This is a genomic window from Myxococcales bacterium, from assembly GCA_012513515.1.
Taxonomy (GTDB): domain Bacteria; phylum UBA10199; class UBA10199; order 2-02-FULL-44-16; family JAAZCA01; genus JAAZCA01.
On sequence record JAAZCA010000009.1, the window covers coordinates 75,988 to 102,083 of the forward strand.

General features: G+C 46.4%; 23 protein-coding genes. 9 read left to right on the forward strand and 14 right to left on the reverse strand.

Translation table 11 applies throughout. From position 1 onward, the window contains the following. Positions 1 to 3: 3 nt before the first annotated feature. From GX659_02185 to GX659_02210, 6 genes are all read right to left on the reverse strand, one after another. Positions 4 to 1,170 (reverse strand): restriction endonuclease subunit S, encoded by a 1,167-nt coding sequence (locus GX659_02185; GenBank protein NLD27600.1) that lies wholly within the window; start codon positions 1,168 to 1,170, stop codon positions 4 to 6. Then, positions 1,167 to 2,723 (reverse strand): N-6 DNA methylase, encoded by a 1,557-nt coding sequence (locus GX659_02190; GenBank protein NLD27601.1) that lies wholly within the window; start codon positions 2,721 to 2,723, stop codon positions 1,167 to 1,169. Before GX659_02190 ends, GX659_02185 begins: the two co-directional genes overlap by 4 nt. Before the next feature lies 1 nt (position 2,724). Next, positions 2,725 to 3,777 carry a Fic family protein gene (locus tag GX659_02195; GenBank protein NLD27602.1) on the reverse strand — a complete coding sequence of 351 codons (1,053 nt, stop codon included), beginning with the start codon at positions 3,775 to 3,777 and terminating at the stop codon, positions 2,725 to 2,727. Between the two features lie 89 nt (positions 3,778 to 3,866). Further along, positions 3,867 to 6,662: a DEAD/DEAH box helicase family protein gene (locus GX659_02200; protein NLD27603.1), complete on the reverse strand. Its 2,796-nt coding sequence runs from the start codon at positions 6,660 to 6,662 to the stop codon at positions 3,867 to 3,869. Positions 6,663 to 6,823: 161 nt separating this feature from the next. Next, entirely contained in the window at positions 6,824 to 8,365 is a 1,542-nt protein-coding gene (locus GX659_02205) for an AAA family ATPase (protein NLD27604.1), read from the reverse strand. Between the two features lie 106 nt (positions 8,366 to 8,471). Beyond that, entirely contained in the window at positions 8,472 to 8,822 is a 351-nt protein-coding gene (locus GX659_02210; protein NLD27605.1) for a four helix bundle protein, read from the reverse strand. Between the two features lie 86 nt (positions 8,823 to 8,908). Here GX659_02210 and GX659_02215 point away from each other — a divergent pair, with 86 nt between their 5' ends. The 8 genes from GX659_02215 (at position 8,909) to GX659_02250 (ending at position 14,706) form a co-directional block, all read left to right on the forward strand. Further along, positions 8,909 to 9,244, forward strand: coding sequence for a four helix bundle protein (locus tag GX659_02215; protein ID NLD27606.1), 336 nt, complete (start codon positions 8,909 to 8,911; stop codon positions 9,242 to 9,244). Between the two features lie 228 nt (positions 9,245 to 9,472). Continuing rightward, positions 9,473 to 10,042 (forward strand): cysteine hydrolase, encoded by a 570-nt coding sequence (locus GX659_02220; GenBank protein ID NLD27607.1) that lies wholly within the window; start codon positions 9,473 to 9,475, stop codon positions 10,040 to 10,042. Continuing rightward, positions 10,033 to 10,866: an NAD(P)/FAD-dependent oxidoreductase gene (locus tag GX659_02225; GenBank protein NLD27608.1), complete on the forward strand. Its 834-nt coding sequence runs from the start codon at positions 10,033 to 10,035 to the stop codon at positions 10,864 to 10,866. Before GX659_02220 ends, GX659_02225 begins: the two co-directional genes overlap by 10 nt. Continuing rightward, positions 10,850 to 11,746, forward strand: coding sequence for a radical SAM protein (locus GX659_02230; GenBank protein ID NLD27609.1), 897 nt, complete (start codon positions 10,850 to 10,852; stop codon positions 11,744 to 11,746). Before GX659_02225 ends, GX659_02230 begins: the two co-directional genes overlap by 17 nt. 120 nt (positions 11,747 to 11,866) lie before the next feature. After that, positions 11,867 to 12,082: a helix-turn-helix transcriptional regulator gene (locus GX659_02235; GenBank protein NLD27610.1), complete on the forward strand. Its 216-nt coding sequence runs from the start codon at positions 11,867 to 11,869 to the stop codon at positions 12,080 to 12,082. Continuing rightward, the gene (locus GX659_02240; protein ID NLD27611.1) at positions 12,079 to 12,402 is read left to right on the forward strand and encodes a phosphatidylinositol kinase; all 324 of its coding nucleotides are present in this window, start codon (positions 12,079 to 12,081) and stop codon (positions 12,400 to 12,402) included. The genes GX659_02235 and GX659_02240 overlap by 4 nt, the downstream gene beginning before the upstream one ends. Continuing rightward, positions 12,395 to 13,339 carry a HipA domain-containing protein gene (locus GX659_02245; protein ID NLD27612.1) on the forward strand — a complete coding sequence of 315 codons (945 nt, stop codon included), beginning with the start codon at positions 12,395 to 12,397 and terminating at the stop codon, positions 13,337 to 13,339. Before GX659_02240 ends, GX659_02245 begins: the two co-directional genes overlap by 8 nt. A 14-nt stretch (positions 13,340 to 13,353) precedes the next feature. After that, positions 13,354 to 14,706 (forward strand): purine permease, encoded by a 1,353-nt coding sequence (locus GX659_02250; GenBank protein NLD27613.1) that lies wholly within the window; start codon positions 13,354 to 13,356, stop codon positions 14,704 to 14,706. Between the two features lie 29 nt (positions 14,707 to 14,735). On the opposite strand, the gene GX659_02255 is transcribed toward GX659_02250, so the two are convergent. The 5 genes from GX659_02255 to GX659_02275 all read right to left on the reverse strand — a co-directional run bounded on the left by GX659_02255 (position 14,736) and on the right by GX659_02275 (position 19,952). Continuing rightward, on the reverse strand, positions 14,736 to 16,694 hold the full coding sequence (locus GX659_02255) for an ATP-binding cassette domain-containing protein (protein ID NLD27614.1): 1,959 nt from the start codon (positions 16,692 to 16,694) through the stop codon (positions 14,736 to 14,738). Between the two features lie 11 nt (positions 16,695 to 16,705). Beyond that, positions 16,706 to 17,659, reverse strand: coding sequence for an HlyD family efflux transporter periplasmic adaptor subunit (locus GX659_02260; protein ID NLD27615.1), 954 nt, complete (start codon positions 17,657 to 17,659; stop codon positions 16,706 to 16,708). Continuing rightward, positions 17,649 to 18,917 (reverse strand): TolC family protein, encoded by a 1,269-nt coding sequence (locus GX659_02265; GenBank protein ID NLD27616.1) that lies wholly within the window; start codon positions 18,915 to 18,917, stop codon positions 17,649 to 17,651. Before GX659_02265 ends, GX659_02260 begins: the two co-directional genes overlap by 11 nt. A gap of 416 nt (positions 18,918 to 19,333) precedes the next feature. Next, positions 19,334 to 19,735 carry a hypothetical protein gene (locus GX659_02270; protein NLD27617.1) on the reverse strand — a complete coding sequence of 134 codons (402 nt, stop codon included), beginning with the start codon at positions 19,733 to 19,735 and terminating at the stop codon, positions 19,334 to 19,336. Next, on the reverse strand, positions 19,713 to 19,952 hold the full coding sequence (locus tag GX659_02275; GenBank protein NLD27618.1) for a hypothetical protein: 240 nt from the start codon (positions 19,950 to 19,952) through the stop codon (positions 19,713 to 19,715). The genes GX659_02270 and GX659_02275 overlap by 23 nt, the downstream gene beginning before the upstream one ends. 233 nt (positions 19,953 to 20,185) lie before the next feature. On the opposite strand from GX659_02275, the gene GX659_02280 reads away from it, so the two are divergent. Next, complete coding sequence (locus GX659_02280) at positions 20,186 to 21,034, forward strand: ChbG/HpnK family deacetylase (protein NLD27619.1); 849 nt, start codon at positions 20,186 to 20,188, stop codon at positions 21,032 to 21,034. A gap of 2 nt (positions 21,035 to 21,036) precedes the next feature. Here GX659_02280 and GX659_02285 read toward each other — a convergent pair whose 3' ends face one another. From GX659_02285 to GX659_02295, 3 genes are all read right to left on the reverse strand, one after another. Beyond that, positions 21,037 to 22,008: a glycosyltransferase family 2 protein gene (locus GX659_02285; protein ID NLD27620.1), complete on the reverse strand. Its 972-nt coding sequence runs from the start codon at positions 22,006 to 22,008 to the stop codon at positions 21,037 to 21,039. A 30-nt stretch (positions 22,009 to 22,038) separates the two neighbouring features. Beyond that, complete coding sequence (locus GX659_02290; GenBank protein NLD27621.1) at positions 22,039 to 23,577, reverse strand: glycosyltransferase family 39 protein; 1,539 nt, start codon at positions 23,575 to 23,577, stop codon at positions 22,039 to 22,041. Between the two features lie 80 nt (positions 23,578 to 23,657). Continuing rightward, on the reverse strand, positions 23,658 to 26,063 hold the full coding sequence (locus GX659_02295) for an MMPL family transporter (protein NLD27622.1): 2,406 nt from the start codon (positions 26,061 to 26,063) through the stop codon (positions 23,658 to 23,660). Positions 26,064 to 26,096: the final 33 nt, after the last annotated feature.

The following is a 26,096-nucleotide window of genomic DNA, read 5'->3' on the forward strand; positions in this document are numbered from 1 at the left end:
GGGTCATCCAAAATACCTCTGCATGAGGGCGTTGAAGCAGTTGTTCATTTGCTCAAGGCTTTCCTTCATTTTTTGTTTTGTTGATTCGACTTGTCCGACAATTGCTGCGAATTTGTTTTGGAGGTCGATGGGGGGTGTCGGAACACGGAGTTCGCGCAATATTTTTAAGTTTATGTTTTTCTGTGCCGACTCTGGAGCTTTATCTTCAATAGATTTCTGAAGAAATGATAACCACATTTGAATATACTCGGTGCGAACGCTGGAGCTAGGTGAAAATCCCACCACACTGTCCGGAAAACAAGCTTCGAACGTAAGAATGCCAGTTTTTGCAATATTTGCCGCGATGGTTATGCATAATGTTCCGACAGGCCACAATTTGCTTTGTTTTAAACCTATCTCCGAATAGGTTTGGTTGTATGATTTTATATAGCCATTCGAATTTGCAACATCGCCTGTTTGAACCAGAGGATATGGGCCACCAAGTAATTCGGGGGCATTTCTTGGTCTGTGTTTGGATTTTCCTCTGTCTAGGTTTCCTAGTTCTGAAAACATTTTTGCATCCCATAATCTGTCATTTAATTCCGGATCACCGAACATTTCGAGGAAGGTGGAGCGAAGAAAATCGTCGAGGAGTTTTATGGATTGTTTGCGTGTGTGCCGCACCATGTCCGTCTCTTCGAGGACAGAAGCAATTCGAGCTTGTTCGGGAAGGGAATGAAAAGGTATTTTTAGTCTGCAGACATCTTTTGGGTATAGGTGAATTCCTTTTACAAGTCCCTTGATGGCATGAATTGTTTTGTTTGCCCTGAAAAAAAAGTGCAAATAATCAGGGCTTACCTTTCCTTTTTTTGCTCTAACTATGAGCCACTCACCTGTTGCAATAGATCCAGTTACTTCCTCTGTAGCTTTGTATTGTTTTGATCCTACATAATTAGCATTGTGAGCAGCATTTAAAATTAAGGTGTCATTCGCTTCTATTGTCTTTAGTGAATATTTATCAAAAAATTCTTTGTCTACAAATGATGTAAAATTACCAGAAAACACTCCATCAGCGGATATATCCTTGATTTTTAGCACAGGATGGCCAGACTCCCTTTGCTCCATTTTGGAAGGTGTTTTGCCATTAAAGACATCTGCAATTTCTGTAAGTATTATTGAATTATTAGTCACTTAATCATTCCCTCGAGTGTATTCAATTTCTTTTGGATATCTTCTTCCATGTCGTTAAGTCGTGATAAAATCACTTCCGGCCTTTTATATTCCACTCTTTCATACGTAACTTCCTTGTATCTATTTATGCTTAAATCGTAATTGTTCTCTACGATATCGCGCACTGGGACGAAGAAGCACTTTGCCTTTCGATCCTGCATCTTTTCTTTTGTGCGCGTCTTCCACTTGGCGACGATATCGAGAAGGTCGCTTTGATCGATCTTTTCGCGCTTATCATCGAGTGAATATCCGTCTGCCTGCATGTCGTAGAACCAGACCTTTTCCGTTTGGCCGCCCTTGACGAAGATGATGATTGCCGTGCTCACTCCGGCATAGGGCTTAAAAACACCGGAGGGCATAGAAACCACGCCTTGCAGCTCGCAGGACTTGATGAGCATTTCTCGAAGCTGTTTATGCGCATTGCTCGACCCGAAGAGAACACCGTCTGGAACGATCACGGCGGCACGTCCGCCTATTCTCAATGAATTGATGATTCGATTGACGAAGAGAAGCTCAGTCTTTGTTGTTGAAACCTTCAATGTTTCATTGATATCGCCCTTGTCGATACTTCCCTTGAATGGCGGATTTGCCAGAATGACATCATATTTATTATCTTCATTGTATTTTTTCGAAAGCGTATCCTTTCGATCCACCGATGGGTTTGGAATTCCATGCAAAAGCAGATTCATGAGACCGATTCTTACCATGGTTGAATCAAAGTCATATCCGAATAGGGTGTTTTCCTTGAGCTGCTTCCAGAGACGATCATCTGATATTTTGTCGGCAAGGAGGCCCTTGGTAAAACCATTTTCATCTTTAAACTGATGCTCCTTACTCGTATGGGTCGTCAAAATATGCTGATAGGCCCCTAGAAGAAAACCACCTGTTCCACAGGCTGGATCGCAGATGCTTTCAGGAAGCTTGGGATCCAATAGCTCGCACATGAGCTGGATGATATGCCTTGGCGTTCTGAACTGGCCGTTCTTTCCCGACTGTGAAATCTCCGAAAGAAGATATTCATACATGTCGCCCTGTGTGTCGTTGAAGGTCTGACCCGACTGGATTTCCTTGTCGATATCGTTGTAAAGCTCATCGATGATACCCACGGCCTCAACAAGGAGCGAAGGCTTTGGAATGATAAAGACGGCATCTTCCATAAACTTTGCAAATCTGGAACCAAGGCCGTTTAGATTCTTTATGAAGGGAAAGACGCGAAGCTGCACGTGTTTGAGCATCTCGCCGCCTTCCATCTGTTTGAAATGGCTCCATTTAAGCGTCGCCTTGTCGACCTTGTCGTTTGTGTTGGGAATTTGAAAGGTGCCCTTGAAAACGGATTCGTATTTCTCGCCGGTAAACTCCGCATCCTTGACTTTCTTTGTGTCGATTTCATCCAGTCGGCGCATGAAGAGAAGATAGGATATCTGTTCCATCGCTGTCAGTGGGTTGGATATTCCCCCGCTCCAAAACTTATCCCAGAGCTTATTTATTTTAGCTTTAAATATTGCTGATAGCATTTCATTCCCCTTTGTTGATCCATTTGGCATTTCTGCCTTTGCCTTGCAGGACGATCTTTCCTTCGCTTTTTAATTGTCTCAATACGTTTCGCACCATATCCCTGCTGGTATTGAAACACTCTCTTTCAATATCTGAGATTGAAAATGGCCCTATTTTTCTGCCTACGGTTTGTCGTATCTGATCGGTTTTGGAGCCCTTGCCAATTTTGACATTGCCAACCCGCTGCTCAAATTCGCGATAAGCCCGAAGCAATGCTCCCCAGAAATAGGTCATCCATGAAAGCGGGTCATGTTTCGATTCATGCCAACCCTGCGAGCTTTTTTCCAAACTTTCGTAATAGGTTTCCTTCGATTCTTCGAAGATGCGCTCGAGGCTGATAAAACGACCGACCTCGTAACCGAATTGATAGAGAAGCATCAGGGTAAGAAGCCTTGCCACGCGACCATTTCCATCTGAAAATGGATGTACACAGAGGAAATCAAGAATCACCAAAGGCAGGATGACGAGGGGCTCCCTGCCATCCTGATGGATGGCCTGCTTATAGTTATGTATAAGCTCATCCATGAATCCGGGCGTGGCAACTGCGGATACGGGTTTGAAACGCACCCTTATGATAGTACCATCAGGATTCTTTTCGACGATGTCATTCTCGGTCATTTTCCATTGGCCTGCAGTAGCGGGCATATATCTGTGAATAAGAGCGTGGAGCTGCAAAATAATGTTATTGCTCAAATCCATATGCATTGCTGACTCGTGGATGAGGTTCAGCGCATCACGATAGCCTGCGATTTCCTGTTCCGATCTGTTCTTGAGATCTGTCTTTTTAAGGACGATATTTTCGATTCTTTCATGCGGAGCTGTTATTCCCTCGAGCCTGTTAGAAGACTCGCTGGATTCAATGATGGCCACCTGTTTGAGAGATTCAAGTATTTCCGGGGTTTGCTGAAAAAAAAGGGCCTGTTTGCCCTTATATTCCCCTATTTTTTGGAGGGTAGAGGTATTTGATTCTGTAAAACTTAAAGATTCTAAGTATTTATCTGATAACGAAGGCATATCTTATCCCTTATTTATTGGATAAAATATTGCATAAATAGGGTAATGTCAAGCGCATATTACCCTGTTTATTGTGGGTATTACCTTGTTTAGGCGGCTATTTTTCCCACCAAACCAAGGATTTCATCGATTTCGGTCTTTGTGAAGATCCCCCTGATCCCCTCAGGATGAATCTGGGTGAATGGCGCGCTCACGAGGTCGCGTTTATCAACTCTACCCCGCTGCAGGATGAAGGATTTGAGCACGAGCAAAAACTGAATCTGCCGCTGGCTGTAGTTGTTGTGAGCCCTGATAAAACCATCAAAGAGGAAGGAGACCTCTTCCGTGAATGTAGCCAGTGGTTCCAAACCCAATATGTGTTTGATGATCTGAGCAAATTTCGCACTGCGATTGTCATATATCTTTTGAAGGTTTTCTTCTGTGGCATTCGGGCATTTTTCTTTCAGGATGAGGGCGATTTCCTCAATTTCATCGCTCGTCAAATCATCTCCTGCGATGAGTTTTTGAAGAACCTTGTTCGATTGTACAAGGCTGTGGATGGCTTCCTCGATCTTCTTTCGATAGTTGTCGACAGATAACCTTTCATGCTCCGGGCCGAATTCGATATATTCCGTAACCGTCAAGAGATCTATCAGATCCGTTTTGACCTGTTCTAAGCCTCCACGATCCCTGTATTTCATAAGTGGAGCAAGCCTCTCAATCATTTCGTCGAGGTCGTCGTCTGTAAAGGAAGCCCAGAAATGATTGCTCGTTACCTTTTCGATATAATCCTTTTCTTTTGCAACGACATTGACCGTGAGTGGAAGTTCTTCGATGGTTTCGATAACGCCTTCTTTGAGAGTATCAAATTTTTCGAGGTCATTATTGAGGCGAGCCGTTGCAAGCTCTACGACATCGAGCTCAAAGTGCATTGCCTTGAAATCAGCATCCGACTTAGCTCGCATGACTGGAGCAATGTATTGCCTCAAATAATCGACTGATTCATCTTTAACGTTTTTCCAGAACGCCTCATCTGAAACCCTGTCGAGATACTTTTTGTTGTCGATGACCGTTACGCTATTTACAGGCAGTGATTTGATATCTTTCCTGAGCTCAATCTTTACCTTATCGACAATTTCTGTCTTCGAAGCCTCGTTTGCGGCAATGAGTTTTTCGATTCTTGCTTCAAATAATCTTACGGGAAGAGGCCTTGTCGGGCTCGGTTCCTTGCCCTTGGGTTTCATCTTGAAATATTCAAAATTCTCCCAGCAATCCATTATCAGAAACTTATCTTTGTGGGGACACCACGGTTTAATCTTTTCTGGACTCAGTATTCTCGTGCCCCTACCGATCATCTGCCAGAATTTCGTGTAAGAGAAGACGGGCTTTGCAAAAACGAGGTTGACGATTTCAAGAACATCGATGCCTGTATCGAGCATATCGACGCTTATTGCTATGCGGGGCATGTCTTCGGTTTTGAAACGGTCTAATATGCCACCCTTGCCATGAACACCCTTAACGTCGGAGATAATAACTTCCGCAAGCTGGCCCTTATATTCAGGATATAACGAATTAAACACTTCGCACAGTCTATAGGCGTGTTTCTTTGAGATTGCGAAGAACACGCTCTTTCCGGGCAAGACACCGTTTGGATCTTTAATACACTCCTCCATAAACTTTCGAACGATCAGCGTATTCGTGCCCTTGTTTGAAACCCTTTTTTCAAGCTCCGTGCCCTCGAAGTCGTATTGATCTGGGTCTTTGCCTTCAGCCAGCAATCGTTTCCTGTCTATATCCGCTATGGTCTGGCTGTTGATGCCTTCTTGCTGGAATTTCGTTCGTATTTTTAAAACCTCATAATCACATAGGTATGGGGGCTCATTGTTGACGGCTTCTTCATAGGAGTATGCATAGGTAGGATAACCGTCTTCACACTCAAAGAGCTTGAATGTGTTATGATCTACATGATCCTTCGGTGTTGCGGTAAGGCCGAGCTGGATGGAATCAAAATATTTAAATATGTTTCCATAAACATTGTAGATCGAGCGATGGCTTTCATCAGCTATGACAAGATCAAAAAAATGAGGTGTTAAGGGGCATTCATCCTGCTCGATGATGTTGAGCATTGTCGGATAGGTTGCCACGTATACACGCCTATCTTTGACGAATGACGTTTCACCTTGTTTAGGCCAGACAGGTGCATTGGGAAGGAATTCTTTAAAGGCCTCCATAGCTTGCTCGCGAAGGGCAATTCTATCTACGAGGAAGAGAATCCTCTGCGCCCAATTGGTGCGCATCAAAACATCGATAAAAGCCATGGCTGTTCGTGTCTTGCCCGTACCAGTCGCCATGACCATTAAAAATCTTCGGTGTTTCTTAGCAACCTGTTCCAGAACGGCCCGAATCGACTCGATCTGATACGGCCTGCCAGCAATACCTGTGTTGATAAGTTCGCTTGAAAGCTGCCTGCTGTTATTTCGTAAAAACTGCATTCTTTCGAGATCTTCAGGAGAGGGAAAGCCGTAAACCCTGCGTGGAGGATAGCGCTCCGTATCCCAGAAGAAAATATCGTAGCCGTTTGTATAAAAGACAAACGGCATGGGGCATTCCCATTTGTTTTTGATCTTTTCAGCATAGTTTCTGGCCTGCTCTTTGCCGACCTCCGCATTGACAGAAGTTCTTTTCGCTTCGACAACGGCAATGGGCTTGCCGTCATCACCAAGCAACGCATAATCAGCAAATAAATGGCCCTGATAGGGTGATGTTGGATCTATCGCTTCTTCCGGAAGACCTGCCCAGATATCAAGTTCCTGCGTAACTCTAAGGGGATTATCGACATACCAACCAGCTGAAATAAGCTTTTTATCGATAATCTCTCTGCGTGTTTGCGCTTCTGTTCTATCCATAACCGGCCTTTTTTAAACGACCCTACAAAGGTCGTTAGATATTAACCAGTTACACTTCTGCACCGCATAAATCAAATGTTTTATGAAGTCTAGGGGATATCGGGAGCAACTAACGTCAGAAAATTGAAATGAAACAACTTTTCATTTGAACCTTTGTGCTATTATTCCACAACCCTCATCTCTAGGATCCTGTCGACGCGGAAGCTGCGCTCTTCGCGGCGAAGCTCGCAGATGCCGCGCAGGCCAATAAAGCTCCACTCGTCATAGTACATTTCGCCAACTTCGAGAGGACGAATAACGCGTTTCGACCTCGTGTCATTAGCCTTTAGATAGAGGATTTCAAGCTTCTGTCTCTCATTTATAGCCTTCTCTATAATCGCAATCTTCTTGTCGAGTGGGAGTTTGTCTTCTGAAATAGCGTAACGATGAGAGGTGAGAAAGCGAACGACCCTCCAGTCGACGCGGACATGAGATTTTTTCAACGGGTGCGCGAGGCGGATCCCTTCCAGAGTTCTGAGCCTGCTCAGCGCGACGTAGACCTGCCCCGGGGCAAAGGCCCTTCCTGCATCTATAACGGCGTTATCGAAAGTCTTTCCCTGCGACTTGTGAATTGTAACCGCCCATGCGAGCATCACAGGAAGCTGGGTGAAATTCCCGACCGGTTCGGAAACGATATGACGCGCGTGCTCGTTGAATTCGTAGCTAAACATCTGCCAGCTGTGCGGTTCGACCTCTTCGACGCTGCCATCTTGGAGTTCGACATCTATCGAATCGGACCTCATCGCGACGACGCGCCCTATCGTGCCGTTGACCCACCTACCGAACTGATCGTTGTTTAGCATCATCACCTGCGCGCCAACTTTCAGAGAAATATGCGGGTCGGCAGGAAAGGCTTTTTCATCAAAATCACCTTGAAGCTCCGCTTTATACCTGCGGCTCTTGCCTTTAAGTTTGGCGAGCTTCGCCTCGTTAACCGCATCGGCCTCGCGGTTAAGGGCGGTGAGATAGATAGCTCCATCATCGATATCGACGGCATCGACAGCGACCCTCGCGTTTAAAATTGAAAGGCCCGAATGATCGATGGTGTTATTTCTGACCGCGCCGAGAAGATCGATAAAGAGGTCGTCGTGCTGCCGATATATCTTCTCAAGTTCGAGAACAGACACATCCATCTCCGGATATACGTTCGAATCGAAGAAAAACGGGCTCTTGTAATGCTTAGAGAATATCTCCCGCTCTCTCGACGTTACCACAGGCGGAAGCTGGTAGAGATCGCCTATCATGATCACCTGAACACCGCCGAACGGTTCGGATTTCACCTCGCGGACGGTACGCAGGAACTGGTCCGCACAGTCGAAGAGATCGGCGCGCACCATCGATATCTCGTCGATGATCAGGGTCTCCATCCTGCGATAGAGTTTTGCTTTCCCATCCTCGGATGCTTTTTTGGCCAAATACCTGGCCTTTTCGACTGTGACATCCGGCCTAAAGCCGAAAAATGAATGCATCGTCTGTGCGCCGACGTTGACAGCGGCAACGCCGGTGGGGGCGACAACGACTACCTCGCGGCTGGTCGACTGGCGAAAATGCGACAGCAGGGTGGACTTGCCGGTTCCAGCCTTGCCAGTGATAAAGGCATTACGTTTCCCCTCCTCCATCAGCTGCAATGCCTTCGCAAATTGTTCGTTTATCTCTATCTTCATCGGCTGAGGTAAAACCACGTCAATCGTTCACATGTCAAGACTACATAAAATCCAGATTAATAAGTTGTAAAAAAGATCGCTTTAAAATGACGATGAAGCTGAAGACTTAAGATGCCGGATTAAACTTCTTCAGATTGATGATCATCGCGTACGCCCTGCGAAGCAGCGTTTTCAGCTCCTCCTGATAGCCTGCCGATATATATCCATAAACCGACAAGATATCGATAATCGAGGCGACCTCGGCTATTGACCCTAGCGAAATATCGAAAAACCGATTTCTGTCTCTCTGCAACCTCCTGCCGTTTCCCTCCGCCAAGTTAAGTAGCGTGCTAGAAAGCGCCCGTTTAAGCTGATCCTCCAGATAGTAATTCCCCCTTGGAAGGGATCCGATTAGCTCTGGCATCTTTTTTGCGACCGAAAGCAAAAGTCCGTAGCAGTGAAGCCGCTGATGATTCATTTAAAACCCCCTCCTTGTGATTTTAATTTCAAAACCTCTCACTTCGGTCGGGAGGTTTTGAAATTAAAATCACAAAGGGAGGCGTTATGTTCGGACATCAGCGGCTTTACTGCTACAATCTTTGCCTTGGGGTGGCAAAAAGGATGCCAGAGCTAATCGACTCTTGGCCCTCGGGATCGGGCTATCTAGTGGATCAGCTTAAAAGGGCACTTTCGAGCGTTATACTAAATATCGCGGAGGGGAACGGCAGGAGGTCGATCAAGGAGAGAAGGAGGTTTTTCGATATCGCGATAGGATCTGCTACCGAAGTATCCTCTATCTTCGATGTCGCTATCGCTTATGGATATATCAGCAAGCCTATCTACGAGGAGCTTCAATCGGCGCTGCTTCAGGCGGTGAGGATGCTCTACAAACTGAAGTGATCGTCGGTCGTGGTCGCTAATCTCTGATCTTTAATCCGATTTTGTCTAACCTTATTAATATTCTACAAAATTGAGCTATCTCAAAGAATAAGATTTTTGTTCACGAGACATTCATATGTTTTACTTGCCTTGTCGTCTCTTTTACCTATACTCCCGCTTCGACGGTTATGACAGGTTCCACGAAACCACCCAGGCCGAAGGGCCCGGGTGTTTTTTTTTGGAGGAGAGATGAAAAATGTAAGTCTTAAAAAGGCCGCCCTAATCGCAATAGACATGCAGCGCTATTTTCTCGAACCGGGGGAACGAGCATGCATAGAGGGGGCAAAAAAAATCATTCCCAATATCGCGTCTCTTATGAATGAGTTTCATATCCGATCAAAACCCATCATCTTCACCAGACATGGTTATGAGATGAATGAGGATACAGGAATGATGGGAAAATGGTGGGAGGAAAAGCTCCCCATGTTGGAAGACGATGAATCGCATCTAATTGAAGAAATGAATCCCGCCCCTGCCGACCTCATCATCATAAAGAAGAGCTACAGCGCCTTTCACGGTACTGAGCTAGATACAATTCTCAAGAAAAACGACACCGAGGCCCTCGTCATCTGCGGCGTCATGACAAACCTTTGCGTTGAGACTACAGCGAGACACGCCTTCATGCTTGGCTATCAGCCGATCGTGGTTTCCGATGCATGCGCCGCGAAGAATATGCAGCACCATGAAGCGGCCCTTTTGAACTTGAGTTATGGATTCTCACCGACCCCTACTACCGGAGAGCTCCTGAAATGGTTCTAAATTACGGACTTGCAATAGTCGGAGGGGGGCCAGCTGGGATTGCCGCAGCGATACACGCTTCAAGACTGGGGCTTACAACTGCACTAGTCGAAAAAAACGAACTCGGCGGTCAGGCAAACATCGCCCCCTGGATAGAGAATTATCCGGGATTCCCGGATGGGATACGGGGTAGAGATCTAATTTCCAACTTCAAGGATCAACTCGCAAGATGGAAGGTGAAAGTAATTTCAGCCGAGGCGGTATCACTTAACTTGGACGAAAATGTCTTCGTATTAAAAACGAGCGCCGGGAATATTCTAGCTCTAAATATCATAGTAGCCACCGGCATGTCCCCGAAAACGATCGGGATAAAAAATGAAATCCCCTATGCCGATCCGGCGAAGACCCCTCACGACGGCAAAGATGTTCTCATCGCGGGAGGTGGAGACTGCGCCTTCGACCTCGCTGCAGAGTTCGCACTCAACGCGAAAAGCGTCACTATCTCCATGCGCGGCGAAAAAATATCGGCGATCCACAGGGTGGCAGAACGAGCAAAAAAGCGCGGCGTGCGGATAATAAAGAATTCCGATCCAACGAAAATACCGTACGACATCCTCATAAGCTGCATAGGTAAAAACTCTGAGGTCCCCTTCGTTCAAAATATCATCAAAAATTTCGCAGGCCTTACAATATCGCCCGGAGAGGCAAAGGCCCCAAAAGGGCTTTTCTTCGCCGGGGATATCTGCCGGGGCAGGCTGAGGCACATCGCAATCGCAGCAGGGGATGGGATAGCTGCGGCACAGTCCGCATATGAAAGGCTTAAAAAAGATGAAAATAATAAGTGAAAGCGGCGACAAGAATCTCGCCGAGGTGTTCGTAGCCAAATTTAGGGGGGATGAAAAATTTCTCGCGGAGTTCGTGGACGCCAAGGACCCGACGATGCCGCGCAACAAAAAATGGGTCATGATATTATCGACACAGTTCGGCTGTCCGGTGAAATGCCCTATGTGCGATTCCGGCGGAAATTATCATGGGGATCTCTCCGCCGATGAAATTCTCTCCCAGGTTCGCCACATCCTGTCGAGATACCCGGATGAGTTCGCAAATTCTTGCGAAAAGCTCAAAATACAGTTCGCTAGAATGGGGGAACCGGCGCTAAACAACTCCGTGCTAGAAGCGCTGCGAGCACTCCCCTCCCTTGTTGCGCCGAAGTTGATGATCCCGTGCGTCGCCACGACCGCCCCCGCCGCGTCGAAGAGGTGGTTCGAAGAATTGCTGGAAATAAAAAATGAGCTTTATTCAGAACATCTCTTCCAAATACAGTTCTCGATAAATTCAACCGATCCCGCGCAAAGGGACCATATGATGCCGATAGCCAAGATGTCTTTCGACGAAATATCGAAATTCGGTAAGCGGTTCGTAAGAAGGGGAGAAAGAAAGGCAGCGCTCAACTTCACCACGGTAAAGGGACTCGATTATGACGCCGATGTCATAGCCAGACATTTCTCCCCTGAACACTTCTGCGTAAAGATGACGCCGCTAAACCCTACCGAATCGGCCGATGAGGCAGGGCTTAGATCTTCTTTCGAAGAGATAGCCGAGCCTTTCGCGGAGAAGCTCACAGGGCACGGATTCGATGTCATACTTAGCATCGGAGATCTCAAGGAAAACGAGATCGGCTCGAACTGCGGCCAATCGGTGCGCAGGCTTCATAAATCCATATAAAATTATATACGATAATATATAAAAAATATTATTGACTGGATTTTTATATTCGATATAATATAAAAGAATCTATGGTGTATTTTTTATATACTATCTAATATAAACTGCCGTGGAGAAGCTATGCAGCTCAACTTAAAAAGTTTTCTAAAAAAACAAAGGAAGGTAATGAATCTCACACAGGAGGAGCTGGCCCTAAAGGCCGGAGTAGGTCTCTGTTTTGTCCGCAGCATGGAGCAAGGGAAAAAATCCCTCCGCATGGATAAGGTCAATCAAGTACTTTCCCTTTTCGGTTGTGAAATGGCGCCGATCGACAGCAAATCTGTGGAGGCGGAATGACCAGAAAAGCAAATGTATTCTATTCAGATATTCTAGCAGGATACCTCGTAGAGGATTCAGAGGGATATAAATTTTTCTATGACAAAAAATATATCTCGGAAATCGACGCAAAGGCGGTCAGCCTCACTCTTCCTATATCGGAAGGGATCTACAATTCGAAAACTCTCTTCCCCTTTTTCGACGGTCTGATTCCGGAGGGGTGGCTGCTAGAAATATCGGTCGATCTCTGGAAACTCGACCCGAGGGACAGAATGGGACTTCTCCTTGCTTGTTGCAAAGACTGCATCGGAGCTGTATCGCTGGAGGCGGCAAATGAGTAAGTGCCTTATATGCTACGAAGACGTGAAGAACGCCGATTACCATGAAAAATGCGCAAAGCGTTTTTTTCAAACGCATTCCGTTCCACTGCTCCCCTATAAAATTGAAGAGCTGAAAGAAATTGCAAAAAATGAAATAAGGGAAAGCTGTGCAAATATCACCGGAGTTCAGAAAAAGATTTCGTTGGGCGTGAGGAAAAGTAAAAAAGAGAGACGTTTGACCTTTACGAACGTCTGGGGACGTTTCATTTTAAAACCTCCTGCCGACAGATATCCCGAAATGCCCCAAGTTGAGCACCTCTCGATGATGCTTGCCGAGGCTGCAAACATACAAGTTGTCCCCTACGCACTCATAAGGCTGGCTTCAGGAGAACTCGCGTATATTTCAAGACGAATAGACAGACCCAAAGACGGCGGAAAGCTTCACATGGAAGATATGTGTCAATTGACCGAACGATTGACGGAAGACAAGTACAAGGGCTCTATGGAAAATATTGCAAAGGCAATTAGACAATATTCTTCCGCGCCGATGCTGGACATTGTTAGATTTTTTGAACTAGCCATCCATTCTTTCTTGATAGGCAACGCCGACATGCATCTTAAAAATTTTTCACTTATCATGAAAGATCCCGAGAAATTCTTCCTCTCCCCCGCATACGATCTGCTATCAACTAGGCTCTTGATCCCCGAGTCAGTAGATTCGGAGGAAATGGCGCTTCCCATATGCGGAAAAAAGAAAAAACTCAGCGGTAATGATTTTTATATTTTCGGCGAAAACATAAATCTCAACAAAATCCAGATCAAAAATGCGATTAATCTTTTTTTGGACAGACTGGAGATATTCTACGAAATCATAGATAAATCATTTCTCACCGACGATATGAAAAATGAATTTAAGGGGCTTATTAAATCCAGAGCTCTAAGGTTGCGACACTCTTAATAACAGAGGACACAATGTCAACGGACAGCTCAAATTCAGGCAACAATGAAGGGTTGATATTCGGGCTTAACGACCGGCCAAACCTTCGCCAGTCGCTATTTGCGGCGCTGCAGCATCTGCTCGCAATATATCTTCCGATAATAACGCCGCCCCTTCTGCTTGCGCTGGCCATGGGGCTCGACCCCAAAACGACTCAATATCTCATCGGGGCCTCACTCCTCGTTTCGGGGGTAGCCACATTCATACAGGTCAGAAAAGTCGGACCGATAGGTTCTGGAATCCTAAGCATACAGGGAACGAGTTTCTCCTTCGTACCGCCGCTTATCGCAGCGGGAAAGGCCGGCGGACTACCGATGGTATTCGGCCTCACGATAGCCGGATCATTCATAGAAATTTTTATAAGCAGATTTCACGGCGCGATACGCAGGGCGATTTCGCCACTCGTAAGCGGGATAGTGGTAACGCTAATAGGCCTCACCCTCATCGGCGTCGCCGTCGAGCAGTGCGCGGGAGGAGCGCAAGCAAAGGCCCTAGGGGAATTCGGCAGCCCGACAAATCTCACAGTTGCCGCATCTGTGATTCTGACGATAATCATCTTCAACAATTTCAAAAATATCTACCTGAGGATGGGGGCGATAACATTTGGGCTCGTCGTTGGATACATCGTTTCATTCGCGTTTGGAACGGTCGACTTCTCTTCAGGCACCGACGCGGGCTCAATAATAGCTCCATTGCCGCTGAAATTCGGCCTTTCTTTTGACATCTCGCTATTTGTCCCGGTGGCTCTCATATACGTTATCACGGTCATGGAAACGATCGGAGACCTGACCGCCACCTCCGTCGTATCTGGCGAGCCGGTGGAGGGAGACCTCTACTACAAGCGCATATCCGGCGGAGTTCTCGGCGATGGAATAAATTCCCTCATCGCAGGCCTTTTCGGATCGATGCCCAATACGACATTTTCGCAGAATAACGGAATCATACAGCTAACCGGAATCGCGAGCAGAAAGGTGGGCTATTTCATAGCGGGGATGCTGGCACTTCTCGGCCTCTGCCCATTTACCTCGGCGATATTTTCGGCAATGCCGGCCCCGGTTCTTGGTGGAGCGACGCTTCTCATGTTCGGAACGGTGGCAGCCGTGGGAATAAGAATCATCTCGCTCACCAAAATCGATGCGCGATCGACGATGATCATGGCGATATCCTTCGGATGCGGGATCGGGGTTGTCATGCACCCAGAGGGGCTTTCCGCACTGCCTCCATTCATAGCAGAAATGTTTTCATCTGGAATAGCATCGGGGGGAATCGCCGCGATCGTAGCGAATTTAGTTCTGCCTCGTCGGGGGACGCGTACTCACTCCGCGTGAAAACGTCCCCAAGCCAATTATATTCGAAGTTATTCGTACCTCAGGGCCTCGACAGGATCTAGCTGCGAGGCGCGTTTTGCAGGCCACATCCCGAAGAATAGTCCAACGGCTCCGGAGAATGTGGTCCCGAGAAAAATTGCGAAGATAGTCACATTAGTTGTCCAACCAGCAAAATAAGAAAGTGTAAAAGCAGCGAGCCATCCTATCGCAACGCCAAGACATCCTCCGGAAAGGGTCATGACGACAGACTCTATCAAAAACTGCGCCATGATATCTATGCGTCTAGCGCCGATCGCGAGCCGAAGTCCAATCTCGCGCGTGCGCTCCGTAACCGAAACCAGCATGATATTCATGATGCCGATTCCACCGACTACAAGGGATATAGCGGCGATGGAGCCGAGGAGCATGCTCATCGTATTCATCGTCGTGGTGAGCATCTGCTGAATCTCGCTCATGTCCCTTATATCGAAGGTATCCTCAGTGTTATAAAGTCTGTGGCGTTTCCTTATTATATCCTCGATGAGACCTTGCACGTATCGCGTGGAATGCCCATCAGCGACTTCCACATACATCGCATCGAGATAATTCTTGCCGAGCAGCCTGTACATCGCAGTCGTCAATGGTAGATAGATGACATCGTCCTGATCGCGAGGACCCATCGAACCCTTCTCCGGTGCGATACCGATAATGTCGTAATTGATTCTGTTTATCTTGATAGTCCTGCCAATCGGACTTACATCACCAAAGAGTTTAGCGATGACCGTTCTGCCTATTATCGCAACCCTGCGACGCTTTTTCATATCGTCATCATCGAACCATCTGCCGACATCGGGGCGCGCCGCTCTCATATCGGCAAAATCGATGCCGACCCCTTCTACGTAAGTATTCCAGTTTTCGTTTCGGTAAACGACCTGCGCGCTGCCGCTTACCGTTCCCGAAACGCGATTTACCATCTCGCCGAGCTCTCTTATAGCATCCACGTCCTGAAAGGTGAAACGAGTCACCGCTCCGCTGCCGATGGATACCCCTCTATGCCTTGATGAGCCACCCCGCACAACCAACAGGTTCGAACCCAATGACTTTAAGTTTTCCTCTATAGACATCTTCGCGCCGGAACCTATCGCGAGCATAGCTATCACTGCGGCGACACCTACCAGGATTCCGAGCATAGAAAGAAAGGAACGAACGCGATTGGATACGATGGTCTGAATCGCCTGTTTGAAATATCCAAAAAGCTCATCGCGATTTAGAGAAGACCTCTTCGCGGTGAAAACTTCACATGGGATTTTATCGTTCGCGCTTTCGCGGCCGGGGATATGATTTTGCTCGTCGGAAACTATCGCCCCGTCCCTCATCTTTATTATCCTGCTGGCGTACGAGGCTATCTCAGGCTCATGGGTCACCATGATTATGGTTTTACCCTCGGCATTTAGCTGCTGCAAAATGCGCATGATATCCTGTTCGCTCTTGGAATCGAGGTTGCCTGTCGGCTCATCGGCAAAGATGATCATCGGATCGTTGATGAGGGCCCTGGCAATTGCCACGCGCTGCTGCTGTCCGCCGGAAAGCTCTCCGGGGCGATGTAAAGCCCTATCCTCCAGCGCGACGCCAGCTAGTTTTTCCATCGCGCGTTCATGGGAAGCCGGAGCCGAACTGCTATAGATAAGGGGAAGATGAACATTTTCGAGAGCGTTCATCCTTCGCAGGAGATGAAACTGCTGAAAGACAAATCCGAATGAAAGATTTCTCAAGCTTGCGAGCTCATTATCGGATAGCGAGCCTACCTTTCTAGAACATATGGAATATTCTCCGCCATCCGGGCGGTCGAGACATCCGAGTACGTGAAGCAATGTTGATTTCCCGGAACCGGAGGGCCCCATGATCGCAACGAATTCACCGGGCATGACGGAGAGGGAGACGCGGTCAAGAGCTCTGACCTCGACATCCCCCATTCGGTAGGTCTTCGAGACATCGCGAAGTTCTATGATGGCCTTGCCCGTCATCGGGCCCCTCTGCGAGTCGGCATAAAAGGGCTACCACTTGGGCTCTTTTTTGAATGGATGCCGGTATCTATCGGTATCAGAAGGACCGCACCCTTTTCCAAACCCGAAACTATCTCCGTAAGGCCGTTGCTCTGAAGGCCGATCTCTATGGAGGTCTTTTCCCCCTTTCCGGAGGAATCTTTGAGAAGGACGGTCGCGCCTTCATCGTCCTGTGAGATCGCCCTCGATGGAACGGTTAGCGCGCCTTCTTTGTTGCTCACTATGATTTCAACATTCGCGCTCATGCCGGAACGGAAAATTTCCGGAACCTCCTCGGGAAGGATATCGACCTTGTATATAGTAACGTTATTCAAGATCTGAGACTCGTAGGAGATGTGATCGACTATGGCCTTAACCTTCACATCGGGATAGGCATCGAGGCCTACCACCGCATTCTGCCCTACCGAGACATCGCCGATATCGGTCTCATCGACATCTGCCTGAACGATCAGCCGGTCCGATATGACGAGCACCGCATCGCTGGGGGAAACCGTCTGCCCCGGCTCGACATTTCTGACTATTATCGTGCCGTCGATTGGCGCCACCAAAGGGGTCTCCTTGTATGCGTTCTGCCAGTATCTTAGCTCTTCTCCACCCTTGATCCTCGCCGCATCGACCAGAGTCGCCCTGTCGGTGGAACTCATGAAGGCGAGGATATCCCCCGACTTCACCTCATCCCCTTCCCTCACGAGGATCCTTTCGATCCGCCCCTGTATCGGGGGTTTGATCTCCAACCGATTCTGCGGGTTGACCGTTCCCACAGTTGAAATGACATGCCCTATTCGCCCCACTTCAGCTTTCACCTCTTCAAATTTCTCCGGCGAACCGCCAAGGCCGAAAAAAAGCCACAGTGATGCGAGTAAGGCTGCAGCCATAGCAACCAAAATTACAATCTTCTTTCTATTGTTCATATCCGAGATCCCCTCCGCGGGCCATCACCCACGCCGCCTCCGCGATCAGCATCTCCGCCTGCGCATTGACGTAGCTTTTCTGAGCCTTGATATAGTTATCCTCGATGATGATCCAGTTATCGAATATTTGAAGCCCGTTGGCATACTCCGCGCGCGAAATCTTGGCACGCACCTCTGAGGCCTTTAGGTACTTTTCCTGAACGCTCACGTTTTCAATCGAATCCTGAAATTCCTGCCAGCTTTTTTGCAGATCCGAAAGGACGCCTTCATACTTGCTCTGCGATTCGAACTGGGACTGCATGTAGGCTGCCCTGCTCTTTTTGAGATTCGCTATGTTCTCGCCCCCATTGAATATAGGCAGCGTGAAATCGATTCCAGCGGACCAGCCATGTTCCTGACTGCTCAAGCTTATCGGTTTTATTTTTCCAGCCTCAGCACTTAACTTTACCACAGGAGAAAACTCCGCCTTTGCGGAATCGAGATCGTACTGTGCCGCCCTAGATTCAGAGCGAACCTTATCCACTGCAGGATGAACCTCGGCGATGGATGCTAAATCGGGGGCACCCTTAGCATCGGAGCCGACTTTAAAATCTCCTGTTACGCGAACGGGAATCCCCTCGTCCCGACCTAGAGCCTTGTTCAACGCATACTGTGCGATCGAGATATCGCGCTCCGCCCTTTTCAGATCGTACTGGGCCTGCGCGAGATCGGCCTCTGCCAAAAGCAGCGACCCCTCGTGCTCACGGCCGGATTCGTATTTGAGCCTGATCATTGAAAGGTTCTGTTTTCTGCGTTCTATTATCCCTTTCATTATCGGCACTAGGCTCTGCGCACGAAGGAGTCCCACAAAGGCGCTCCTTAACTCGTAGCGAACGGAGGCGGAAGTGACGGTATAACCGTACTGTGAAGCCTTTACCCCCTGTTTCGAAGACTTTATTTTGCTGAAGGTCTTAAATCCGTCGAATACGAGCTGTTCACCACGAACCTTGTACTGATTTTCATCGCGAGAGGCATTTCCTGAGAAATCATCGGAGCGCCCAAGGCTTGCAGTCGCACTTATCTGCGGCAAGGTAGGGCTCGCGGAAATCCACTGTTCAGCCTTCGACTGACTGACAGCCTGAGAAGATCCGGCGAGATCGGGATTATTTTTTGCCGCCTCGGCAACGCAGTCGCTCCATTTCATCTCAACAGGGGCTGCTGCCGATGCACCTTGCGAAATAAGGAGAATGCATAGAAAGGTAAGGAAAATTCCTATCATCTTTGAAAACATTGGGGATATGTATCAACTAGAAGACCGCGAGTCCAGAAAAGACGAAGGCAGCGGCAAATCGCTTTAAAATAAGGATCTAATAAGATAGAGATAGAGATAGAGATAGAGATAGAGATAGAGATAATGTTCTGAATATAACTCATCATCTATCTACTCTCCAGAATGGAGTTTTGTTTTATTTATAATAGCGATAAAAAGCGGGGCATTTAGCGGCTTCGGCTGGTTCCAGGCAAAACAAGATTCTTTCCTCTTCAAAATGATCGATAAAAACGGCGGAGTTTTTTACACGAAAATTTGGGAAAGGGAATAAAAGTCGGCTCAATTCAAATAAGAAGAACACCACCTAAAAACCGCGCATACAATGCCGCACCGGAAAAATTTTTAAGTAAGGATAGTTTGAAAATCTAGACCTCATAAGGCTCAGTGATGATCTGCCCGGCGTTGTAATTAATGGTAACGCAAAACTGCCTGAAAAAATCGAGACCGATCAGGGCATCGACGCCCCAGTGCTTTTCGAAGTGCGATACATAGACTTGCATATCTTCGATGACGTGGCCACATATATCTATTCTAAGCAGTTTGAGCCTCCTGTATTTCTGCGTCTGCAATCCATGTTTGGTTGAAACAGATGAAGCAATTCCGGGAAGGACTCCTGCTGCATGAAGAAATTGATCGGAAAACTCAGTAAATGGAGCGCCTGTATCAAGAATGGCGCGATACTCGTAATCAAGACCTGCGGCAGTTCTCATGCGCCCAACTAACCTGACATGGTATTCACTAGGGTCAAAAACAGTGATGTTCGGCATGGTCACGGAACCCCCTGAACGTCGACTCACCGGTGTACTCGAACGCACAGTCCTTATTCAGGGATGGCAAACGATAAACCTCGTCCTTGTCCGTCGAATGTCTTTCCACAACACCTACTGAGAGGTTACCGTACCGGTCTCGCTCATAATCTGTAACCAACAGCCACTCATTCGGATAAGCCTTCTTCATTTCTTCCCACGTCATTTTTTGCGCCATGACAAACCTCCTTCCATCTGAAACAAATCCTACGCTAGCGCCAGTCCACTTTTCAAGGGGAATATTGATTTTTTGGAGCCCTTAATGCGAATAATTAGCAATTATATTGTTGATTATCCGGATATATGGCGACAAAGTGGAAACTCGGTGTAAAAATGCGAGGAGTTTGGATTGATTTCAAGACGTAGATTGTATAGTTCAAATTACACTCAAACAAAACTTTGAAAGGCCTTATGAACAAGACTGTAATTATAAACGCAGATGATTTTGGAATAACGACAGATGTCAGTAAAGGCATTTTAAAGGCTGCTGAAGGGGGCTCCGTAAGGGCAACGAGCGTAATGACGAACTGTACCGAATTTCAGGAATCGATCGCACTATTAAATAAATCAGAACCCAATCTCGATATCGGATTGCATATAAACCTCACATGGGGAAGACCATTGACGAATCCCTCGGAGATACCATCACTAGTCGATGACCAAGGCCGTTTTTTATCCAGATCCAAACTGCTTGTGAAATGTTTCATGGGTCTCATAAACAGTGATCATGCCTATAAGGAACTGTACGCACAGGCAGAAAAACTTGCTTCGCAGGGGATCAACATAACCCATCTCGATGGCCATCATCATATACAGGCATTTCCCAAGATAACCGAAGCGGCGGAAAGAGTCTCGCGTGAGTTTGGCATTTCATATGTCAGGTCTTCATTTGAAGGAAAATGGTATTCCCTTCACAAGGCAGCCCTGAGGCGTTTTGCAATTCTACTGATGCCGGCATCCAGACCCAAATACTGGAGAAACAGGAGTTTTGTCACCTCCGATAATTTCGGAGGTTTTAACCTTGGATCAGGACCAAAAATAAAAGAGAGGTGGCTGAAAGCAGCTAAAAGAATTCAGGAGGGAACAACTGAAATCATGGTTCATCCAGGATATTGTCCCGAAAAATTAGACGGCTATGGAGCTATGAGAGAAGATGAAGTCCCAATTCTTTCAGACACATGGCTAAAAAAGATAATGGAAGAACACCAAGTTGAAATCTCATCTTTTAGAGAACTGATCCAGAAAAAGCAGAATAAATAATTCTATACTGCAGGGCCATCGCCCCTTAAAAAGGCCTCTTTGATGGCATATATGGTGCGCTCATGGGTTGCATGATACGTTCTTACAGAAACCTCAAGGGACAGACCCAACGCTATAAGCTGAATGCCCAAAACCATACAAAGAAGAGAAAAAATAAGATTCCCAAGATGGTCATTTATCGCAAGGTCGCTGAAATAATACATAAGAGTTATAATTGAGGCCACACCAAAGCCGGCTGAAAACAACAACAAACCTCCAGCACCAAAAAAATGAAGAGGACGGGTTATGTAACTAATCAGGAATTTAACCGTCAACAGGTCCATCAAAACTCGAAAACTTCTCGAAAGGCCATAGTTCGATTTACCCTTCTGCCTCACAATATTTTGGACTGGCACCTCGGCTATGGATATCCCCTTCCAGCTCGCAAGGGCTGGAATGAATCTATGCAACTCACCGTACAAATTAAGATCTTCGATAACTTCCCTGCGATAGGCCTTAAAAACACTGCCGAAGTCGTGTAAGCGAACACCGGAAAGGCAGGCCATGAGTTTGTTTGCAATTAGCGAAGGCAGCCTCCGCAGAAAAAAATTGTCAACCCTGTGTTTGCGCCAGCTGCTCGCTACATCAAAGCCCTCGTCTATTTTTGCCAGCAAAAGGGGAATATCTTCCGGGAAATGCTGAAGGTCACCATCCATGGTTATAACTATCTTCCCCGAAGCGTGATCTATGCCAGCTGCCAGCCCCGCAGTCTGACCGAAATTCCTGCGAAGCCTTAGAAGCGACAGATGCGAATCCGACAACTGAAGCTCCCTTGCAATGGCGAAGGTTCGGTCTTTGCTGCCGTCATCGACAAAAATAATTTCATAGCTTCTACCTATTCCCTTGAGGACCTTTCCAAGGCGCGAGTGAAGCTCGCTAACATTTTCTTCCTCATTATACAGCGGAACAACTATAGAGATCTCACAGTCATTCATATTTCCCCGCATACCTACCTCCAATTATCACTAAGGCATCCTGCGCCTGTATATGTCAGCTCCTGCGATCGTTATTTCGAAAAGATAGTTTTCGTTAACATAATTCAAAAGATTGGGAAATTTATTAATCGGATACTTCCCATAGTCGTGATGGTTTCCTGGAGATGTATCTATGAAATAAACGGGTTTATTTACACGCATATCCTCAAAGAAGAGGCCCCAACTGTCTGCCGCTATGAAAGAGTCAGTTCTGAAATCGGGATCTTTTGCAGACTGAGTCCCAGAAACCCGGCCAGTGAGCCAGTCACACCATAGAAACCGCGAGGCCCCAAGCCTGTTTGAAAGCGTGTATATCGGAGTGGCAAACCCCCAGACAAATATTTTGTCATCCTCTTTTGTATTTGAACTAATATACTCCGCTATCGATTCGTACACGGAGGGGTCCTCTTCACCAACTGCAGCATATATTTTACCCGCATATAGCCTGGCTATGAAAAAACCTGTCGCTGGTATCAAGATGCAGGCCACGAGCAAGGGCAAAAACTTTTTTGAAAACCTGCTGCCTACGCCTCCGGCAAGGATGCACATGCCCGGAAGGAGCTGTATAAAATAATGTCCATAAAATTTACCCCCCGCAGAGACGGCAACCATGGAAAGTAAGAACCATAGAAGCAAAAGCACTTCCGATGATTCGCCCCTAGGGGAAAGCTTCAGAAGCCCTCGAACTATTCGAACTGCTGCGATGGAGGTCAAAACCCATATAAGAAGGCTGGAAGCGATAAATGTTCCGCCACGCAAAATAAGATTGTGCCAAAAATCTGTGAGCATGGATGCAGCACCTATGTAAGCGCCACTACCAGACAGACTCCATCTAACAAACTCACCCCAGACTCCAGCGTAAAAGAGATAACCGGCAAAGGCAGCCCCAACCAAAGATCCACCCAAACAGAAAAACGAAAACTCTATCCATCTGATTTTTCGATCGTAAAAAAAAGGTCTGAGCACCAACAAATACACGGCCATCACAACGAGATTTATTCCGGCCTGATACTTAAACAGGGATGCAATTCCCCAAAAAACACCGGAAAGACAGATCCATCGCATTTTCTCAGAACGATCCCACACAATGGCAGCATATATGCTGGCTGTAAGTGGTAGCATCATAATAACGACAATTGAGGTCGATATAAATTTGGGTATATAGACGGTGCTGAAAACGACATAAAATAATGCGGCTAAAAACCCGGCCCTTTTCGAATAGACATTACGAGCTGAAAAATAACAGAAAAGAGCCGTGACCCCGACCCAAAGTGCGGTAACAAGGTGCACAGCTATCATATTGTTGCGCCCAAAAACAGCGAATATAGCGGCAAAAAACCAATATATGCCAAGCGGCTTGGTATCTAGCGAACTGACATACGGAAGACCGCCATGAAGCAGCCAATCGGCAAATCCGGCAAACTGGGCCTCATCCACGTCAAGTATAGGCGTCCAAAAGGCCGGCAGACGGAGAAGGAACAGAATCGCAATGATAACAAGCACTCCAAATGTAGTTCTCTTTGAACACATAAGACGGGGTATATGTCTGGTTTTACGCTTAAATGTCAATAGGTTAACATCTAAAAATTCCTCTCCACACAAAAGCTGAGCTACTTACTTTTTATATTTTCCATTAATCTAAGCAACGCAGGAAACGAGATGACGGCGGCAAAAAGACAGGTTGCTATACCGATAACCGCAAGAGTTCCAAGGGATGAAAGCCCCATGTGATTGGCAAGAATCAGCCCGGCAAAACCAAGCATCGTAGTAGTTGCCGTTATAAAAATCGCACTGCCTGTATGACGCATAGCCTCCGGCACGCTGCCTGGGCCATCCTCTAGATAACGATGATAGAAGTACACTCCATAATCTACGCCAAGACCTAGAAGGGTTGGAAGCACTATCATATTGTAGAAATTGAGCTTCAAACCGAAGATGCACATAATGCCGAACATCATCATCACGCCGACAGCCAGCGGAAAAGAAACTATAGCAACGCGTTTCCACGATCTAAAATCTATCCACAAAACAACTACAACCGCTAAAAGGACAAGGGGTATCGCCCGTTTCGAATCGCGAAGCATGGTATCCAAGACATCCGCAAAGATAAGATTCGCCGATGTGGCATGATACACTCTATCACCGACCCTGATTTCCCTCACTTCGTCGGCAAATTTCATAGCATTGCGGCCATCGTCCAACTCAACACCTTTTCTAGGAGAAATAATAACAAGCTGACCAGGGACATCTTCCTTCCCAAAAAATGATTTACGAACGGAAGGGGGCAGGCTTTCAGCAGTGACCTCATCGGGCTTCAACATACTTCTGAAATCGTCTATTTTTTCTTTTTCATCATCCTTGAGCAGTTTTAAAGCTTCACCATCAAATCTCTTGTCTATTCTTGCCAAAACTTTCTTTTTTTCCTCTTGTTTATCAGGAACGAAACGATCAAAAGAATAGAATTTATCTGCTATTGACCCCTCTGATGCTGCTATTTTCTCAACTTGCCTTCGAATTTCAAAAATATCATTTTCCTCATCAACCAATACAACAGCCGCAGCTCCACCGCCACGCACGCTTTCGCGCATCTTGTCTTTAGCGACATCGGCGCCCTCAATTCTAGCTTTCAACTTCTTGAAGTCATACTCAAAATGAAGTCTAGGCACAATCGCGGCAGCAGTAGTCACAAACAAGATAACAACGACAATGATAGTCGCTCTCGGATGACGCCAACCAACATTGAATACGCTTATAACAGGTTCAGCAACAGTAAGGGGAGGAGAAAAACCAAGCCTATCTGCAAGTATTAATAAACAGGGGAATATTGTTAGAAAGCTTGCAACAGAAAGAATAAGTCCAGTACCAGCAATAAAACCAAATTCTGAAAATCCCTTAAATGTATTTATCATCAATAAATAAAACGCAGGGGCGGTCGTAAGGCCGGCCGTGACACAAGACCGGCCTGTGGTCGATATTGTTCTGGCAATAGCAGGAGGAAGATCAAGCCCTTTATGTCTCTCCTCCCAGTAGCGGGCGAGCATATGTATGCCGAAATCGACCCCCATTCCGAATAGTATGGAAAAAAGAAAGGCGGTAACAACATTTAGTTTGCCAACGACTTTCGCCGCTATTGCAAAATTCCACAAAAGGGCAAATCCAAACGGCACGAATATAAATACCAGCGCCTGAAACCTACGAAATCGCCATATCAAAAAAAAGCTTATTCCTAGCAATGCTACAATACCGGCAATACGCAGATCTTGTGTAAGAATATTGTACTCGTTAATACGCGTAACAAATCCACCTGCATAGTAAACACTGGCAACTCCGTTTTTTACTATCTCCATTACATTTACCCTTGTCTTCACATCATCTAGCATATCTTGCATGTAGGCAAATGTAGGATAAGGGTCACTGGCATACAAGAGAACTGAATATACAGTACCCTTTTCATTTACATAATATCTAGTGGGAAAACTTGAAGTCTCGCTCGCATACTTGTCACGAAAGCTACTAAAATCAAAAGTCTCTTTATCATTTGCATCGTCATCGAAATCTATATACAGCCCACCGAGTTTCCTTTTTTGAATTTCTCTATCGATGCGATTATCTAGGTCCTCAATTTTTTCTAAAGAAAGAAACATCATCCCGTTCTTTTCGAAAAAATCATAACCTTCCCTTTCAAAGTCCACGTCAGTAACATAAGGACTCTGTGATATATAATCAGCAATACCTGAAAGATATTCAGCTCCAACCTTAGGTTCATTAAATTCAAACACTACACTGACAGCCCATACATGCTGATCTACTTTTTTCTCCACTTTCTCAGCAGCTAAAACTGACGGATAATCTTCAGGGAGTAAAGCTTTGAGATCTGTGTCTATATTTCGAAATAAGTGGATCGTTGGAACCGCTGACCATACTGACAAAAAAACTACTAGCAAAAGAAAAACATGATATATTTTTTTTAAAAACGCGACATACAAACCAACGACGGATTCAAAGGATTTAAACATTATCTACCTCGAAGAAACTACGTTCAAAAATAA